This is a genomic window from Pigmentiphaga soli (assembly GCF_039541095.1).
Lineage (GTDB): Bacteria > Pseudomonadota > Gammaproteobacteria > Burkholderiales > Burkholderiaceae_B > Pigmentiphaga > Pigmentiphaga soli.
The window spans coordinates 14,926-32,822 of sequence record NZ_BAABFO010000013.1 but is presented as its reverse complement, the minus strand read 5'-3'; the positions used below and the strand labels follow the sequence as shown (position 1 = coordinate 32,822).

Genomic DNA, 17,897 nt, shown 5'->3' with positions numbered 1-17,897 from the left:
CCACCGATACCGCCATGACCGACAACCGGCCTACCCCGACCGACACCGCCGCCGACGAAAACCAGATCATCGCCGAGCGGCGCGCCAAACTCGCCCGCCTGCGCGCCGCCGGCCCGGCCTTCCCGAACGACTTCGTGCCCGCCGACCGCGCCGCCGACCTGCACGCCCGCTATGGCGAGCAGGACAAGGACGCGCTGGAGGCCGCGCGCACGCCGGCCAGCGTGGCCGGCCGCATGATGCTCAAGCGCGTGATGGGCAAGGCCAGCTTCGCCACGCTGCAGGACGCCAGCGGCCGGATCCAGGTCTACCTGAGCCGCGAAGCGGTCGGCGCCGAAGTCTACGAGGCCTTCAAGCACTGGGACATCGGCGACATCATCGGCGTGCGCGGCCACGTGTTCAAGACCAACAAGGGCGAATTGTCGGTGCATGCCGAGGAAGTGCGGCTGCTGACCAAGTCGCTGCGGCCGCTGCCCGACAAGTTCCACGGCATCGCCGACCAGGAAACCCGCTATCGCCAGCGCTACGTCGATCTCATCATGACCGAGTCGACGCGCCAGACCTTCGTCGCGCGCAGCAAGGCGGTCGCCTCGATCCGCCGCTACATGACCGACGCCGGCTTCCTGGAGGTGGAGACGCCGATGCTGCACGCCATTCCCGGCGGCGCCGCGGCCAAGCCCTTCGTCACCCACCACAACGCGCTCGACATGCAGATGTTCCTGCGCATCGCGCCCGAGCTGTACCTGAAGCGGCTGATCGTGGGCGGCTTCGAGCGCGTGTTCGAGCTGAACCGCAACTTCCGCAACGAAGGCGTCAGCCCGCGCCACAACCCCGAATTCACGATGATGGAGTTCTACGCGGCCTATGGCGACTACCGCTGGCTGATGGACTTCGTCGAGAAACTGATCCGCCAGGCCGCGATCGACGCCACCGGCAGCGCCGTGCTGAACTACCAGGGCCGCGAGCTGGACCTGGGCAAGCCGTTCGACCGCCTGACCATCACCGGGGCGATCCTGAAGTACGCACCGGAATACACCGCGGCCCAGCTGGAAGACGAGGCCTTCGTGCGGGCCGAACTGAAGCGCCTGGGCGCCCACGTGGACGGCCCGCAGCTGGCGCGCGCCGGCCTGGGCGCGCTGCAGCTGGCGCTGTTCGAGGAAACGGCCGAAGCCAAGCTGTGGGATCCCACCTACATCATCGACTATCCGGTGGAAGTGTCGCCGCTGGCCCGCGAATCGGACACCCGGCCCGGCATTACCGAGCGCTTCGAACTGTTCATGGTCGGGCGCGAGATCGCCAACGGCTTCTCGGAGCTGAACGACGCCGAAGACCAGGCCGAGCGCTTCCGCCGCCAGGTGGAGGCCAAGGACGCCGGCGACGAGGAAGCCATGTACTACGACGCCGACTACGTGCGCGCGCTGGAATACGGCATGCCGCCCACCGCCGGCTGCGGCATCGGCATCGACCGCCTGGTCATGCTGCTGACCGACAGCGCGAGCATCCGCGACGTCATCCTCTTCCCTCATCTGCGGATAGAGTCCCCCCCCACGCGCTGACGCTGCCCCCCCGGGGGCGATGCGGGCGGACCGGAAGGGGGGCCCACCCCGCGCGGCCTGCGGCCGCACCCGCTCAAGGGGATGATGCGGGCGGACCGGCGGAGCCGGATCCGCCGCATCCTGGGTGGCTCACGGCCAGGGGATCTGGTAGTTGAGCAAGGCCGAGATCGAGCGGGCGGCGCCGCCGGTGCAGGCGTCGGTGTAGCAGTAGGCCCAATAGTTCTGGGCGAACAGGTTGCTGGCGGTGGCGCGGAATTTGAGGCCTTTGAGGTCGGGGCTGAGGCGGCCGAAGTCGTAGCCGATGCCGGCGTCTACCAGCAGGTAAGAGGCCTCGACCGGCGCGCCCAGGCCGCCGTAGGCGGCGCCGGTGTGGCCGACGCGGCCGTCCAGAGTGAGGCCGGCCAGGGTGCCGTCCGATACCGCGTAGTTGGCGCGCAGCGATACCTGCTGCTGCGAAACCGAGGGATAGCGGTTGGTCAGCATCACCGTATAGGCGTCGGCGCTGGCCGACGACACCACCGAATTGCTGGCCGCGTAGGAGGCAGTCAGGTTCAGGCCGTCCAGCGGCTGGAAGCGGCTTTCGATCGAGGCGCCGCGGATGCGCAGGTCGGCCCAGGCGCGGCAGCCGCCGGCGGCGGCGCAGCCGGATTCGGCGTCGGGAGCCTGGGCGTTGTTCTGGAACTGGTTGTAGGCCGTCATCGTCAGCAGCTGGCCCAGCGCCGGGGGCTGGAAGCGAACGCCGGTTTCGATCTGCTGCCCGGTGCTGGTCGCGGCGGCGCTGCCCAGCAGCGTCGTGCTTTGCGAATAATTCAGGTAAGGCGACAGGCCGTTGTCGAACTGGTAGCGCAGCCCGGCGCGCGCGCTCAGCGCCTGGTCGTCCTGCAGGATGGCGTCGCCCTCGGGCGTGGCGAGGTCGACGGTCCGGTTGCCGAGCTGGTCGCGCCGGCCCACCAGCGACAGCGTCCAGCGGTGGAGCTGGATCTGGTCCTGCACGTACAGCCCGAGCGAGCTGCGTTCGGAATAGGCGCGCGCCGCCATGCGCGGCGCCGCCACCGCCGAGCCGTAGCGGGGGTCGAGGATGTCGAGCGAAGCCGAGGGTTCGACCCGGTTTTCGAAAATGTCGCGCGCCTTCAGGTAGTCGAATCCGAATTGCACCTGGTGCTGCAGGCCGAAGGTGCGGACCGTGCCATGGACCTGGCTGCCGACCGTATAGGTGCCCAGCCCCGGCAGCGTCGGGTCCTCGGGCCGGCCGGGGTCGACCCAATTGCCGGCGGGCTGGTTGTCGGGGCGGCCATAGCGCACCGATTGCTTGACCTGCCAGTCGTCGTCGAGCTTCTGCTCGAATTCGTAGGCCGCCTGGCTGGCAGCCGGCTGGCCTTGCCCCGTCACGTCGACTCCGGCCCCGAGCGAAGTACGCGGCCCCGGCGCCCAGCCCGGTCCCGCCTCCGGCACCCGGGCCCCCGGTACCGTGCCCGGCTCCAGCACCGCGAACGACTGCGCCACCGGCGCGCGCCACAGCCCCCGGTCGCGATCGGCGGCCGCCTCCGTGGCTTGCCTCTCGGCCACCACCCGGTCCGGCCCTCCAGCCGCGATCCGGCCCCGCCAGCCGGCCGCCCCGTCCTGCCCGGCGGCCGCGGCCCCGTCCTGGCCGCCGTCCGCGCCCTGCGGCGGCTCGTCGAGCGAAACCCGCGACGCGCAGCCCCACACACCCGCCAGCAGCGCCACCGCCAAGGCAGCCCGCCATTTACCTCTACTCAAGCGTGTCGGAAAAGAAACAGCCATTCTCCATCCCCGCGCCGGCCTGCAAACCGCGCCAACCAAAGCGCGATGCGCCTACATTTCCTCGATCCAGGCGGCCTGGATCGCCTCCAGCACCTTCTCGCCCGCGCGCTTGGGATCGCCCACGAACCCCGGAAGTTCCAGCACCCACCGATGCAATTCGATAAACCGCAGCTGCCGTGGATCGACATCGGGATGAGCATCCGCCAACGCCGCTGCAATCTCGTGAATATCAGTCCATTCCATAACGCCTCTCGCCCCCCGCAAAAACCCGACCCCACCCAGGATGCGGCGGATCCGGCTCCGCCGGTCCGCCCGCATCGCCCCCTTGAGGGGGGCGGCCGCAGGCCGCCGGGGGTGGGCTTCCCTTCCGGTCCGCCCGCATCGCCCCCTTGAGGGGGGCGGCCGCAGGCCGCCCGGGGGTGGGTTTCCCTTCCGGTCCGCCCGCATCGCCCCCTTGAGGGGGGCGGCCGCAGGCCGCCCGGGGGTGGGTTTTCCTTCCGGTCCGCCCGCATCGCCCCCTGGGGGGCGCGCGTAAGCGCGTAGGGAGGGCATTCTAGGAGGTCATTCTTTAGCGTGGTTGATGGTGTATTTGGGGATCTCTATCGTGAGGTCGGTATCGGCGATCACCGCCTGGCACGACAGGCGGGATGTGGAGGTCAGCCCCCAGGCCTTGTCGAGCATATCTTCCTCGTTGTCGCTGGCATCCGCCAGCGACGAAAACCCTTCCTTCACGATAACGTGACAGGTCGTGCACGCGCACGACAATTCGCAGGCATGCTCGATTTCGATATGGTTGTCGAGCAACACGCGGCAGATGGACTTGCCGCTCGGCGCGTCTTCGATTACGGCCCCTTGCGGGCACAGTTCCTGGTGCGGCAGCACCGTCAATTTGGGCATGTTCTGAACCTGATCCTTGCTGGAACGGCGCGCGGCCGGTGCCGCGCGCCGTTTCATGCGACTTCGTCGATGCGGCGGCCGGCCAGCGCGGCGCGTATGCTGCGGTCCATCCGGCGGGCGGCGAAGGCCTCGGTGGCATGCGACAGGGTTTCGACCGCCTGGCGCACGGCCTCGGCATCCTCGCCCTGCTCCGCCTGGCGGGCGCCGGCCAGCGCGGCGTCGATGACGGCGCGCTCGTCGGGCGCCAGCAGGTCGCCGTCGGCCGCCAGCGCGGCCTCCACCGATTCCGCCAGCCGGCGCGCCTCGACCTGCTGTTCCCGCAGCGCGCGCGAACGCATGTCGGCGTCGGCGCTCTGCATGCCGGCCGCCAGCATGGCGGCGATCTCGTCGTCGCCCAGGCCGTACGACGGCTTGACCGAGATCGACGCTTCCACGCCCGAGCTTTGTTCGCGGGCCGTGACGTTGAGCAGGCCGTCGGCATCGACCTGGAAGGTAACGCGGATGCGCGCGGCGCCGGCCACCATCGGCGGGATGCCATGCAGCTCGAAACGCGCCAGCGAACGGCAGTCGGACACCAGTTCGCGCTCGCCCTGGACCACGTGGATGGCCATCGCCGTCTGGCCGTCCTTGAAGGTGGTGAATTCCTGCGCGCGCGCCACCGGGATGGTGCTGTTGCGGGCGATGATGCGCTCGACCAGCCCGCCCATGGTTTCCAGGCCCAGCGACAGCGGAATGACGTCGAGCAGCAGCCAGTCGTCGCCCGGCGCGCGGTTGCCGGCCAGCATATTGGCCTGCATCGCCGCGCCCAGCGCCACCACCTGGTCGGGATCGAGGTCGATCAGCGGCTCGGTGCCGAACAGCTCGCCCACCATGCGGCGCACGATGGGCATGCGGGTGGCGCCGCCCACCATCACCACGCCCTTGACCTCGTCGGCGCGCAGCCCGGCGTCGCGCAGCGCGCGCCGCACGCTGGCCAGCGTGCGCGCCACCAGCGGCCGGGCCATCTCTTCGAACGCCTCGCGGGTGAGCCGGGCCGCCACCGGCTGCCCGGTGGACAGCGTCAGCGCACATTCGGCGACGTCCTGCGAAGACAGCGTTTCGCGCAGCGCGCGCGCCGCCACCAGCAGCGCGCGGCGGTCTTCCGGCACCAGCGCGCCGGCTTCCTCGTGGTGTGCCATCCAGTCGGCGATCAGGGCGTCGAAATCGTCGCCGCCCAGGGCGGTGTCGCCGCCGGTGGCGATGACCTCGAACACGCCCAGCGACAGCCGCAGGATGGAGATGTCGAACGTGCCGCCGCCCAGGTCGTAGACCGCGTAGATGCCCTCGGCGGCATTGTCGAGCCCGTAGGCGACGGCCGCCGCGGTCGGCTCGTTCAGCAGCCGCAGCACGTTCAGGCCGGCCAGCCGGGCCGCGTCTTTCGTGGCCTGGCGCTGGGCGTCGTCGAAATAGGCCGGCACGGTAATGACCGCGCCCACCAGTTCATCGCCCAGGCGGTCTTCGGCCAGCTGCCGCAGCCTGGCCAGGATCTGGGCCGAGACCTCGACCGGGCTCTTGTCGCCCTGCACCGTGCCGATGCGAACCATGCCAGGCGCCTCGACGAAGCGGTACGGCACGTTCTGCCGCTGCGCATCGTCCAGCCCGCGCCCCATGAAGCGCTTGACGGAAACGACGGTGTTGAGCGGGTCGGTGGCCTGCGCTTCGAGCGCGGCGCGGCCGATGCGCACGCCGCCGTCGGCCAGGTAGCGGACCGCCGACGGCAGCAGCGCATGGCCGTCCTCGTCGCGCAGCACTTCGGCCACGCCATTGCGCACCGAGGCCACCAGCGAATTGGTCGTGCCCAGGTCGATGCCCACCGCCAACCGCCGCTGGTGCGGGGCCTCGGACATTCCGGGTTCTGCGATCTGCAAAAGCGCCATGCGTCAGGTCTTTCTCAATTCAGGTCCGACAGAGTATCGGATGCGGTATCGATCTCTTCGGAAAATTTTTCCAGGAACATCCATTCGCGGATGCGGGCGGCCGCCGTGGCGTAGTCGTGCCGGTCGTCCAGCAAAGCGCTCACTTCGTCGGTCATGCGGCGGCGGGCGGCGGCCACGTCGTCGGCCAGGGCCTGGAGCGCCGCGGCGTCGCGCGCCGCGCGGGCGTCGTCGAGAGCCTCGCGCCATTCCATCTGCTGCATCAGGAAGGCCGGCGTCATCGCGGTGTTGGTCTCGACCTGCAGGTCGACCCCGGCACGCTCGCACAGGTAGCGCGCCCGCGCGAGCGGCGACCGCAGCGTGCGGTAGGCCTCGTTGGCGCGCGACGCCCATTGCATCGCGATGCGGCGCTCCTGCTCCGAACCGGCGGCGTGCCGGTCGGGGTGCACCTTGGACTGCACTTCGCGCCAGGCGGCGTCGAGCGCGTCGCGGTCGAGCGCGAAGCGCGCCGGCAGGCCCAGCAGTTCGAAATGATCGGGAACCTGCTGCATCAGACGGTGAAAGACTCACCGCAGCCGCAGGTTGCCTTCTCGTTGGGGTTGTTGAACTTGAAGCCTTCGTTGAGCCCTTCGCGGGTGTAGTCGAGCTGCGTGCCGGCCAGGTAAGGCAGGCTCTTGGGATCGACGAACACCTTCACGCCCTCGCTTTCGAACACCTGGTCGTCCGGCTCGGCCTGGTCGACGTACTCGAGCTTGTAGGCCAGGCCCGAGCAGCCGGTGGTCTTCACGCCCAGGCGCAGGCCGAGGCCCTTGCCGCGCTTTTCCAGGTAGCGGGTGACGTGCCGGGCGGCGCTGGCGGTCAGCGATACCGACATGGCTGTTTCCTTCAGTTGGACGACGACCCGCCGCGCTTGGCGCGGTAGTCGTTGACGGCGGCCTTGATGGCGTCTTCGGCCAGGATCGAGCAGTGGATCTTGACCGGCGGCAGCGCCAGTTCCTGCGCGATCTGCGTGTTGCGGATGTCGAGCGCCTGGTCGAGCGTCTTGCCCTTGACCCATTCGGTCACCAGCGAACTGGAGGCGATGGCCGAGCCGCAGCCGTAGGTCTTGAAGCGCGCGTCTTCGATGATGCCCTGCTCGTTGACCTTGATCTGCAGCTTCATCACGTCGCCACAGGCCGGCGCGCCGACCATGCCGGTGCCGACCGATTCGTCGCCCTTGTCGAAGGCGCCGACGTTGCGGGGGTTCTCGTAATGATCGATGACTTTTTCGCTATATGCCATTTCAGTTCTCCATTGCGCAGCGCGCCTTCCATGACGCATCGAGCTGCGCCGATCGACCCAGGGCACCGCGGACCCGGCTCTGCCGGTCCGCCGGTGCCGCCCCCTCGAGGGGGCGCGCGAAGCGCGTAGGGGGTGGGTTCATCCAATGCTCCTGGTTCAGTGTGCAGCCCACTGCACCGTATTGATATCGATGCCGTCCTTGGCCATTTCCCACAGCGGCGACATGTCGCGCAGTTTGCCGACCTTGTCGCGCAGCAGCGCGACGGCGAAGTCGATTTCTTCCTCGGTCGTGAAACGGCCCAGCGTGAAGCGGATCGAGCTGTGCGCCAGTTCGTCGCTGCGGCCCAGCGCGCGCAGCACGTACGAGGGCTCCAGGCTGGCCGAGGTGCAGGCCGAGCCGCTGGAGACGGCGATGTCCTTGACGGCCATGATCAGCGATTCGCCTTCGACGTAGTTGAAGCTGACGTTCAGGTTGTGCGGGATGCGCCGCTCCATGTCGCCGTTGAGGTAGACCTCTTCGATGGCCGACAGGCCCGCCCACAGGCGGTCGCGCAGCATGCGGACGCGATCGTTCTCGACCGCCATTTCTTCGCGCGCGATGCGGTAGGTCTCGCCCATGCCGACGATCTGGTGCGTGGCCAGCGTGCCCGAGCGCATGCCCCGTTCGTGGCCGCCGCCGTGCATCTGCGCCTCGATCCGCACGCGCGGCTTGCGCCGCACGTACAACGCGCCGATGCCCTTGGGGCCGCACATCTTGTGCGCGCAGAATGACATCAGGTCCACCTTCAGTTGCTGGAGGTCGATCACGACCTTGCCGGTGGCCTGCGCCGCGTCGACGTGGAAGATGATCTTGCGTTCGCGGCAGATCTCGCCCAGCTGTTCGATGTCCTGGATCACGCCGATTTCGTTGTTGACGTACATCACCGAGGCCAGGATGGTGTCGGGCCGGATCGCCGCCTTGAAGGCGTCGATGTCGAGCAGGCCGTTTTCCTGCACGTCGAGGTAGGTGACCTCGAAGCCGTCGCGTTCCAGTTCGCGACAGGTATCGAGCACGGCCTTGTGCTCGGTCTTGACGGTGATGATGTGCCGGCCGCGTTCCTTGTAGAAGGCGGCCGCGCCCTTGATGGCGAGGTTGTCGGACTCGGTGGCGCCGGAGGTCCACACGATTTCGCGCGGATCGGCGTTGACCAGCGCGGCGACCTGCTCGCGCGCGTTTTCCACCGCCTTTTCGGCGTCCCAGCCGTAGGCGTGGCTGCGCGAGGCCGGGTTGCCGAATTTCTCGTACAGCCAGGGGACCATGGCGTCGACCACGCGCGGGTCGACCGGCGTGGTGGCCGAGTAGTCGAGATAGACAGGTTTCTTGATCATGACTTCGATTGCCTCATAACTTGGCGTTCCGGCAGCGCCGGAACCGCGCGCCGGATGCGACCCGCCCACGCCTACAGCGCGGCGCCGGTGGCTTCCGGGCTGCCCGCGCGGCGGTCCACCATGACCGACTTGGCGGCGGTGGCCTCGTGCAGTTCGCGCATGCGTTGCTGGTCGACCAGGTCCTGCAGCGACACCGAATCGAGGTACTCGACCATCTTGCGGTTGAGCGTGGCCCACAGCTCGTGCGTCATGCACTTGCCGGCCTTGCCGTCGTTGCCGCGGGTACAGTCCTGCTTGCCGCCGCAATCGGTGGCGTCGAGCGGTTCGTCGACCGCGAAGATGATGTCGGCCACCGTGACGTGCCGCGCCAGCTTGGCCAGCGAATAGCCGCCGCCGGGGCCGCGCATGCTGTCGACCAGTTCGTGTCGCCGCAGCTTGCCGAACAGTTGCTCGAGGTAGGACAGCGAAATGTTCTGCCTCTGGCTGATTGCGGAAAGCGTGACCGGGCCACTGTGCTGGCGCAGGGCCAGGTCGATCATGGCGGTGACGGCGAACCGTCCTTTCGTGGTGAGTCGCATTCAGAACCCCTGTTGATGCTGACACCGCCGGGAAATGCGCCGTGTTTGCGGCACAATTCCCTAACGTTTTCGTCAAGTATAGCGAAATCCCGAATATTTTTCTAGGGATTCAGTCGGGAAATTTCGCTCGGGGTGCGGCGGGCGCAGCGGACGCTGCCCGCAAAGAGCAAGGCCCGGACATACCGGGCTTATGGCGGTTGGGATGGACCAGGCCGCCCGCGGCGGCCTGGATCAGGCTGCCTGGTACTGGGTGGCGCGCTTGCGCACGACTTCGAGCAGGCCCTGGCAGGCGTCTTCGATATAATCGAGGACTTTGGAGAAACCTTCGGGGCCGCCGTAGTACGGATCGGGCACCGTGGCTTCTTCATACTCGTTGGCGAAGCGCATCAGCAGCATCAGCTTATGCTGGTACTGCTTGGGCGACTGCTGCTGCAGCAGCGACAGGTTGTCCCAATCCATCGCGAGGATCATGTCGAACTCGCGGAAATCTTCCGGACGGACCTGGCGCGCGCGGCATTCGCCGATGTCATAGCCGCGTTTCCTGGCGGCTGCCTGCGCTCTGGCGTCGGGCGGCTCTCCGAGGTGGAACGCATGCGTCGCGGCCGATTCGATTCGGACAACGTCGGAAAGACCGGCGTCTTTCACCAGGCGGCGAAACACGCCCTCTGCGCTCGGCGAGCGACAGATGTTGCCCATGCACACAAAGAGTACCTTCGTCATCATGTCCGAAAGTGTGCGGGAAAACCCCGGATAGTTCAAGCTTTTTTTAAATTCATGCAGAAAACTGGTGCAAAAAAATTCCCTTTAAAATCAATAAGTTATAAGCACTTACACTAGGTTTCGAGGTTTTACCGGGCAAGCGCGCACAACTGTGGTACGAAAAGCGCAACAATTCTGTCACCGGCTGCCGCCCCAAAATGGGGCCGATTCATCTCGCGATGCACCATTGCGATCCGCGGCTCAATTGCCGGCATCCAGCGCTTCCTGGTCGGCCTGCTGGCCGCCGGCGCCGAACGCTTTTTCCTTCAGCGCGAGCAATTGATCGCGGGCCTTGGCGGCCTTTTCGAATTCCAGATTGCGGGCATATTCCAGCATGGCCTTTTCCAGTTTGCGGATTTCCCTGGCCATCTGTTTTTCGCCCATTGCCTCGAACCGGGCCTCGTCGGCCAGCCGCGCGATGTCTACGTCGCCGGCGGCGTAGACGCCGTCGATCAGCTCCCGCACTTCCTTGCGCACCCCCTTGGGGGTGATGCCGTGTTCCTGGTTGAAGAGCAATTGCTTTTCGCGCCGGCGATTGGTTTCGTCGATCGCCCGCCGCATCGAATCGGTGATGCGGTCGGCGTACAGGATGGCCTTGCCGTTCAGATTGCGCGCGGCGCGGCCGATGGTCTGGATCAGGCTGCGTTCGGAGCGCAGGAAGCCCTCCTTGTCGGCATCGAGAATGGCCACCAGCGACACTTCCGGGATGTCGAGCCCTTCGCGCAGCAGGTTGATGCCGACCAGCACGTCGAAGGTGCCCAGCCGCAGGTCGCGCAGGATCTCCACCCGCTCCACCGTGTCGATGTCGGAATGCAGGTAGCGCACCTTGACCCCGTGGTCGGTCAGGAAGTCGGTCAGGTCTTCGGCCATGCGCTTGGTGAGCGTGGTGATCAGCACCCGCTCCTGCTTGGCCACGCGTTCGGTGATCTCGCCCAGCACGTCGTCGACCTGGGCCACCGCCGGACGCACCTCCACTTCCGGGTCGACCAGGCCGGTGGGCCGCACCACCTGTTCGACCACGTTGTCGGCGTGCTCTTTCTCGTAGGCGGCCGGGGTGGCCGAGACGAAAATGCACTGGCGCATCTTGGCCTCGAACTCGGTGAACTTCAGCGGCCGGTTGTCGAGCGCCGACGGCAGGCGGAAACCGTAGTTGACCAGGGTTTCCTTGCGCGAGCGGTCGCCCTTGTACATGGCGCCCACCTGGCCGATGGTGACGTGGCTTTCGTCGATGATCATCAGCGCGTCGGCCGGCAGGTAATCCACCAGCGTGGGAGGCGGCTCGCCCGGCCGGGCGCCGGACAGGTGGCGCGAGTAGTTTTCGATGCCTTTGCAGAACCCCAGTTCCTGCAGCATTTCCAGGTCGAACCGGGTGCGCTGCTCCAGCCGCTGGGCCTCGACCAGCTTGCCTTCGTCCACGAACGAGCGGCTGCGCTCGCGCAGCTCGGCCTTGATGGTGTCGATCGCCCGCATCACGGTGGCGCGCGGGGTCACGTAGTGCGAACCCGGGTAGACCGTGAAGCGCAGGATCTTCTGCCGCACGCGGCCGGTAAGCGGATCGAACAGCTCCAGCGATTCGATTTCGTCGTCGAACAGGGTGATGCGCAGCGCGAGCTCTGCGTGTTCGGCCGGGAACACGTCGATCAGCTCGCCGCGCACGCGGAAGGTGCCGCGCATGAATTCGGTGTCGTTGCGCGTGTACTGCATGGACACCAGGCGCGCGATCACGTCGCGCTGGCCGATGCGGTCGCCCGTGCGCAGGATCAGCACCATGTCGTGGTAGTCGCTGGGATTGCCGATGCCATAGATGCACGACACGCTGGCCACGATCACGGTGTCGCGCCGCTCCAGCAGGCTCTTGGTGGCCGACAGCCGCATCTGCTCGATGTGCTCGTTGATGGACGAGTCTTTCTCGATGAACAGGTCGCGCGTCGGCACGTAGGCCTCGGGCTGGTAGTAGTCGTAGTACGACACGAAGTACTCGACGGCGTTGCGCGGGAAGAATTCGCGCATTTCGGCGTAGAGCTGGGCCGCCAGCGTCTTGTTGGGCGCCAGCACCAGCGCCGGCCGGCCCATCCGGGCGATCACGTTGGCCATCGTGAAGGTCTTGCCCGAGCCGGTCACGCCCAGCAGGGTCTGGTACATCAGGCCATCGTTCAGCCCTTCGCACAGGGCGTCGATCGCGGTGGGCTGGTCGCCCGAGGGGGGGTACGGCTGGTAGAGCTGGAACGGGCTGCCTTCGAACGTCACGAAGCGTGGCTCGAACTGGCCGGCCATGATCGCGGTGGTGGGGTCGCTGCCTTCCACGGCCTCGGCCGCGACGGGTTGCGGGGCGGCCTCCTCGGGCTCGCGTGGCGACGGCGCGACAGCATTGCCGGCGGCGGCGCGGCGCCTCCCGGCAGGCGCCTGAAGCGCCGGAATTCGGGCATCGCGCATGATAGACTGATGCTCCATCAGGAAACGCAACCTGTCATTATCTTCCAGACCTTCCGCTTACCACAACCCCGCGCGCTTTAACGGACGCTTTTTCATGACCTCGCTCTTCGCCGCCGTCGAACTGGCACCCCGCGACCCCATTCTCGGCCTCACCGAGCAATACAACGCCGACACCCGCAGCAAGAAAGTCAACCTGGGCGTGGGGATCTACTACGACAACGAAGGCAAGATTCCGTTGCTCAAAGCCGTGCGCAAGGCCGAACTGGCGCGCGTGGAAGCCGCCGCCACGCGCGGCTACCTGCCGATCGAAGGCATTCCCGGCTACAACCAGGCGGTGCAGAAGCTGCTGCTGGGCGACGATTCCGCGCTCATCCGTGAAGGCCGCGTACTGACCGCGCAGACGCTGGGCGGCACCGGCGCGCTGAAGATCGGCGCCGACTTCCTGAAGCGGCTGGCGCCCCAGGCCAAGGTCGCGATCAGCGACCCGAGCTGGGAAAACCACCGCGCGCTGTTCGAATACGCCGGCTATGAGGTCATCTCCTACCCGTACTACGACGCCGCCACCAACGGCCTGAACTTCGACGGCATGATCGGCGCGCTGGAAAGCTATCCGGCCGGCACCGTGGTCGTGCTGCACGCCTGCTGCCACAACCCCACCGGAGTCGACCTGTCGCCCGGGCAGTGGCAGCGCGTGGTCGAGGTCGTCAAGGCGCGCGACCTGGTGCCCTTCCTAGACATCGCCTACCAGGGCTTCGGCGACGGCATCGAGGCCGACGCCGCCGCGGTGCGCCTGTTCGCGGCCTCGGGCCTGATGGTGCTGATCAGCTCGTCGTTCTCGAAGTCGTTCTCGCTGTACGGCGAACGCGTGGGCGCGCTGACCATGATCGCCGCCGACAAGGACGAAAGCCTGCGCGTGATGAGCCAGCTCAAGCGCGTGATCCGCACCAACTATTCCAACCCGCCCACGCACGGCGGGTCGGTGGTGGCGCAGATCCTCAACACGCCCGCGCTGCGCGCCGAATGGGAAGAAGAACTGGCCGGCATGCGCGAGCGCATCCGCGCCATGCGCGCCGCGCTGGTGGCCAAGCTGAAAGAGCGTGGCGTGCGGCGCAACTTCGATTTCGTGCTGAAGCAGCGCGGCATGTTCTCGTATTCGGGACTGACCGCCCAGCAGGTGGACCGCCTGCGCGAAGAGCACGGCATCTACGCCGTCAGCACCGGCCGCATCTGCGTGGCCGCCCTCAACGACGGCAACATCGACGCCGTAGCCGACGGCATCGCCGCAGTATTGTCTTAAGCCTATCCCTATTCGGGACGCCGCGGATCCGGCTCCGCCGGTCCGCCGGCGTCGCCGCTCGAGGGGCGCGCGAAGCGCGTAGGGGTGGGCCTTTCCTCCGCGCGCAGCCGGCCGCCGTACGCGCTCCACGCGAAGGTCAGCGCGATGCCGAAGGCTCCGGCCGCCAGATAGGCCAGCCAGCCGCCGGCCAGCGCCAGCCAGCCCGGCCCGCCGCCGCTGCCGGCCGGGTCGCCCGCCGCGGCCAGCAGCCGCAGCAGCAGCGTGGCCAGCGAAGCCGGGGCGGCCAGGTCTTCGATCCGCACGTAGGGCGCCGTCAGGCTCAGATGCTCGGCGGACCATATCGCCAGTACGGCGCCGGCCACGCCTACCCATGCCGCCGTCATCCCGTGCTCGATGATGGACGGCCACAGCCGGCGCCGCCCCGGCATGCGGGCGCCGAAGAAATACCGCAGCACGACGCCGGCCGTGCCCGCCGCGCGGCGCGGCAGGCGCCGCCATCCGGGCGCATCCATCCAGCCGCCGGCGCGCGGCTCGTAGCGGATGTCCCAGCCGCCGGCGCGCAGCCGCCAGCTCAGGTCGACGTCGCTGGCCGCGGTGGCGCGCCAGTAGCCGACGTCTTCCAGCGCGCGGCGGCGGAACGCGCCGAGCTTGCCCGACACCACGCAAACGCCGCCGTAGGCGGTGCGCGCGCGCCGGATCAATCCGCCCGCCAGCCGAACGGCCAGTCCGGCGTCCAGGCCCAGCGGACCGTTGTCGCGGCGCAGCGAGCCGGCCACCGCGCCCACCTGCGCACAGGCGGCCAGCGGCGCCACCAGCCGCGTACAGGCGTCGGCGTCGAGCACCACGTCGCCGTCGACGCAGACCAGGTAATCGCCGTGCGCGGCCAGCGCGCCGATGCGCAGCGCCATCGCCTTGTCCTGGCCGGGCGCCAGGTGGATCACACGCATCGGTTCGTTGTCCTGGGCCAGCGCGTCGAGCATGGCGGCGGTGCCGTCGTCGGGCCCGTAGCTGACGGCGATCACTTCGAGCCGGGGGTAGTCCTGGCCCAGCGCCGCGGCGATCGCATAGCCCAGTTGCGGCTGCGCGCCGCTGCACGGCATGACGATCGACGCCGGCGGCAGCGCCGCCTCGCCGCCCGGCTCGCCTTCCGTCTCGCCGAACGCGCGGCGCCACCAGAATCGGGCCGCTCCCGCCATCCAGGCACAGCACAGGCACAGGGGATACAGCAGCAGGAAGGCCGCCACCAGCATGCCCGGGATGCCGGCCGCGTGCGGCGCGGCGACGCCGGTCAGGACGGCCGCCAGCCGGGCCAGGGGTGCTATGCAGATCGAGGCAGGAATCATGGTGAGGAATCCGATGGCCGGTCGTTGCCGGCTACTCCGCTGCTCTGAACCGCAACCGGTAGCCGGCGTAGGGACCGCGGCGCACGAAACCGCTGCCCGCCCCTCCATCCGCTTGCAAAACTCCCGGCCGCGTCCGCCCTTCCTCGTTCATCTCCATCCCGCCGGATCCTTGCCCGTGTTCCGCCCGCTACGGCGGCACGGAGCTCCCGGTGGCGAAGAACGGCGGCGCGCCGCCACGGCTGGCCCGCCGGCCGCGTGCGATGCCGGGATGGCGCACAGCATAAGCAGCCTGGCCGGGACGGCAAACAATAGTTGACAATTGTTTGCAGATGGCGCGTCGCCGTTCATGCCCCGCCGTCCTCCGGCTGCGCGCTGCCCGGCAGGCAGAGGCGGAACTCGGTGCCTTCGCCGGGACGGCTGTCGACTTCGACGCGGCCGCCATGGCGCTCGACCACGGTCTTGGTGAAGGTCAGGCCGAGCCCGATGCCCGGCGGCTCGCCGTCGCCCTCTCCGCCCAGCCGCGCGAAGGGCTCGAACAGGCGCGCCCGGCCGGCCTCGTCGATGCCCCGGCCGCGGTCGCGCACGGCCAGGCACCAGCCGCCCTGGACCGGCCTGACGTCGCAGTCGACCGGACTGCCAGGCGGACTGTACTTGATCGCGTTCGACACGACGTTGATCAGCGCCCGCGCCAGCAGCGTGCGGTTGCCCTCGCCCCAGGCGCCGTTGGGCGGCAGCGCGGTGCGCAGGCGGATGCGGCGCGCCTCGGCCTGCTCCCAACAGGCGTCGACCGCATCGAGCACGATGTCGGAGTAGTCGAGCGGTTCGGTGCCGAACGGCATCGATTCGACGCGGGCCGCCTGCACGAAGGCCTCGGCCAGTTCCAGCGTGCGGCCGGCATGGGCCCGGATGCGGGCCAGCAATTCGTGCTGCGGCAGCGAATCGGAATCGGCCTCGTACAGATCGAGCAGGGTCTGGATCGAAGTTTGCGGCGCGCGCATGTCGTGCGACAGGAAACGCAGCGCCTCGTCGCGCTTGCGCTCGGCCTGGCGCAGCGCGTGCAGGTCGACCAGACAGACGATCCATACCCTGCCGCGGCCGGGCAGGCCGGGGCTGGCGATGCGCTTGTACAGGAACTCGCCGCCGCGGTCGTCGCGGCATTCCAGGCCCAGCGCGCCGGTGTCGAGCCGCTCGAGCGGCGTGCCGACGGCCGCCGCGCCGGCCTGCAGCGGCCGCAATCCGCGCAGCAGCCGCCCCAGGGCCGCGCCGCGCAGCTCGGCCGGCGGCAGGCCGAAATAGCGCGCGGCGGCACGGTTGCCCAGCAGCACGGCGCCGTCGTCGCCGGCCACCAGCGTGGCGTCGGGCAGGCTTTCCAGCGTCGAGGCGATGAACAGGTGCAGCGCGCGCAGCTGGTCGGCCGCCTGCCGCAGCGCTTCGATGCGGCGGTCCACCAGGTCGCCGGCGGCCGGCGCCGCGCGCGGCAGGACCGGATCGTGCCGGTGCAGCCGGTCCAGTTCGGCCCCCAGGTAGGCCACGGCAGCCTCCAGCCGCCGCCATACCCATAGCGGATACAGCAGCAGCATCACGGCCAGCGGCGCGCCCGGCGGCAGCCACAGGCCGGCGTGCAAGGCCAGGAAGCCGACCGCGGCCGTGGCGACCATCAGCGCGGCAGTCAGCGCCAGCGCCCGCCGCGGCGACGCCAGCCACAGCCCGGGCAGCAACAGCGCCACCATCGCCAGCGCGAAGGCAGCACTCTGCCACGGCAGCGCGCGCATCCGCATGCGGCCTGCCAGCAGGTCGTCGGCGATGCTGGCCGAGATCTCGACACCGGACATCGGTATCGATTGGCCGGACACCGGCGTCGGGTAGACATCGCCCAGGCCGATCGCGGTCGGGCCTACCAGCACGATCTTGTCGCGGAACGCGTCGGCGGCCGCCTTGCCGCTCAGCACGTCGGCCGCCGACACCGTGCGATAAGTGCCCGGCGGGCCGGCGAAGGCGATGTGCGCCCAGTTGTCTCGATGCCAGAAGCCGTCGTCCGCGGGGGGCGCGGCCGGCGCGCCGCCGTGTTCGTGCCGGCCGGGCAGCGTGCGCACGGCATCGCCGTGGCCGGCGGCGCGCAGCAGCGCCACCGCGAAGTGGTCGTACCAGCGGCCGCGCGCCCCCTCTCGCAGGAACACGCTGCGCACGATGCCGTCGGGATCCATCTCGACCGATACGTGGCCCAGCGCGCCGGCGGCTTCGGCCAGCGGCGGGATCGGCGGCACCGCGTCGTAGCCGCGCGACGACAGGCTGGCCATGAATACGGGCAGCACTACCGCGCCGCTGCGGCGCAAGGCGGCCGCCAGCGCGCGGTCGCCCTGCGGATCGGTGGCGTCGGGCTCGGACAGCAGTAGGTCCAGGCCGATGGCGCGCGGTCCCTGGGCCGCGATGCGTTCGATCAGGTCGGCGTCGCGCTCACGGTTCCAGGGCCAGCGGCCCAGTTGCGCCAGGCTGCGGTCGTCGATCGCGACGATGACGATGTCGGGAGAAGGCCGGTGCCGCAGCGCGTTGACGGCGGCGTCGTACAGCACGGCGTCGGCGCGCCCCAGCCCGTTCTGCCAGCCCAGGCCGGCGGCCAGCAGCAGCGCCGCGGCGGCCAGCAGGAGACGGTCGAGGCCGCCGGACAGGCGCGCGGCCATCATCGCGTCAGGGCC

General features: G+C 68.9%; 15 protein-coding genes. 2 read left to right on the top strand and 13 right to left on the bottom strand.

Features of this window, described 5'->3' with window-relative positions; translation table 11 throughout:
• Positions 1-14: 14 nt before the first annotated feature.
• Positions 15-1,553 carry a lysine--tRNA ligase gene (gene lysS, locus ABD927_RS14285; RefSeq protein ID WP_345250501.1) on the top strand — a complete coding sequence of 513 codons (1,539 nt, stop codon included), beginning with the start codon at positions 15-17 and terminating at the stop codon, positions 1,551-1,553.
• 129 nt (positions 1,554-1,682) lie between these two features.
• Here lysS and ABD927_RS14280 read toward each other — a convergent pair whose 3' ends face one another.
• The 11 genes from ABD927_RS14280 to uvrB all read right to left on the bottom strand — a co-directional run bounded on the left by ABD927_RS14280 (position 1,683) and on the right by uvrB (position 12,405).
• Complete coding sequence (locus ABD927_RS14280) at positions 1,683-3,311, bottom strand: TonB-dependent siderophore receptor (protein ID WP_345250500.1); 1,629 nt, start codon at positions 3,309-3,311, stop codon at positions 1,683-1,685.
• Between the two features lie 75 nt (positions 3,312-3,386).
• Entirely contained in the window at positions 3,387-3,578 is a 192-nt protein-coding gene (gene iscX / locus ABD927_RS14275; RefSeq protein ID WP_345250499.1) for a Fe-S cluster assembly protein IscX, read from the bottom strand.
• A gap of 318 nt (positions 3,579-3,896) precedes the next feature.
• On the bottom strand, positions 3,897-4,232 hold the full coding sequence (gene fdx, locus ABD927_RS14270) for an ISC system 2Fe-2S type ferredoxin (protein WP_345250597.1): 336 nt from the start codon (positions 4,230-4,232) through the stop codon (positions 3,897-3,899).
• A 53-nt stretch (positions 4,233-4,285) separates the two neighbouring features.
• On the bottom strand, positions 4,286-6,148 hold the full coding sequence (hscA, locus tag ABD927_RS14265) for a Fe-S protein assembly chaperone HscA (protein ID WP_345250498.1): 1,863 nt from the start codon (positions 6,146-6,148) through the stop codon (positions 4,286-4,288).
• A gap of 14 nt (positions 6,149-6,162) precedes the next feature.
• Complete coding sequence (gene hscB, locus ABD927_RS14260; RefSeq protein ID WP_345250497.1) at positions 6,163-6,696, bottom strand: Fe-S protein assembly co-chaperone HscB; 534 nt, start codon at positions 6,694-6,696, stop codon at positions 6,163-6,165.
• Positions 6,696-7,019, bottom strand: coding sequence for an iron-sulfur cluster assembly protein IscA (gene iscA / locus ABD927_RS14255; protein WP_345250496.1), 324 nt, complete (start codon positions 7,017-7,019; stop codon positions 6,696-6,698). The genes hscB and iscA overlap by 1 nt, the downstream gene beginning before the upstream one ends.
• An 11-nt stretch (positions 7,020-7,030) precedes the next feature.
• Positions 7,031-7,426, bottom strand: a complete 396-nt coding sequence (gene iscU / locus ABD927_RS14250) for a Fe-S cluster assembly scaffold IscU (RefSeq protein ID WP_345250495.1) — start codon at positions 7,424-7,426, stop codon at positions 7,031-7,033.
• A 156-nt stretch (positions 7,427-7,582) separates the two neighbouring features.
• A complete protein-coding gene (locus tag ABD927_RS14245; RefSeq protein ID WP_345250494.1) occupies positions 7,583-8,794 on the bottom strand; it encodes an IscS subfamily cysteine desulfurase in 1,212 nt (403 codons plus the stop codon).
• A gap of 71 nt (positions 8,795-8,865) precedes the next feature.
• On the bottom strand, positions 8,866-9,372 hold the full coding sequence (locus ABD927_RS14240) for a Fe-S cluster assembly transcription factor (RefSeq protein ID WP_345250493.1): 507 nt from the start codon (positions 9,370-9,372) through the stop codon (positions 8,866-8,868).
• A 231-nt stretch (positions 9,373-9,603) separates the two neighbouring features.
• Positions 9,604-10,095: a low molecular weight protein-tyrosine-phosphatase gene (locus tag ABD927_RS14235; protein ID WP_345250492.1), complete on the bottom strand. Its 492-nt coding sequence runs from the start codon at positions 10,093-10,095 to the stop codon at positions 9,604-9,606.
• 237 nt (positions 10,096-10,332) lie between these two features.
• Positions 10,333-12,405 carry an excinuclease ABC subunit UvrB gene (gene uvrB / locus ABD927_RS14230; protein ID WP_345250596.1) on the bottom strand — a complete coding sequence of 691 codons (2,073 nt, stop codon included), beginning with the start codon at positions 12,403-12,405 and terminating at the stop codon, positions 10,333-10,335.
• Positions 12,406-12,658: 253 nt separating this feature from the next.
• Here uvrB and ABD927_RS14225 point away from each other — a divergent pair, with 253 nt between their 5' ends.
• Positions 12,659-13,861: an amino acid aminotransferase gene (locus ABD927_RS14225; protein WP_345250491.1), complete on the top strand. Its 1,203-nt coding sequence runs from the start codon at positions 12,659-12,661 to the stop codon at positions 13,859-13,861.
• 8 nt (positions 13,862-13,869) lie between these two features.
• On the opposite strand, the gene ABD927_RS14220 is transcribed toward ABD927_RS14225, so the two are convergent.
• Positions 13,870-15,204: a glycosyltransferase family 2 protein gene (locus ABD927_RS14220; RefSeq protein ID WP_345250490.1), complete on the bottom strand. Its 1,335-nt coding sequence runs from the start codon at positions 15,202-15,204 to the stop codon at positions 13,870-13,872.
• A 344-nt stretch (positions 15,205-15,548) separates the two neighbouring features.
• Complete coding sequence (locus ABD927_RS14215) at positions 15,549-17,885, bottom strand: CHASE2 domain-containing protein (protein ID WP_345250489.1); 2,337 nt, start codon at positions 17,883-17,885, stop codon at positions 15,549-15,551.
• Between the last annotated feature and the right edge of the window lie 12 nt (positions 17,886-17,897).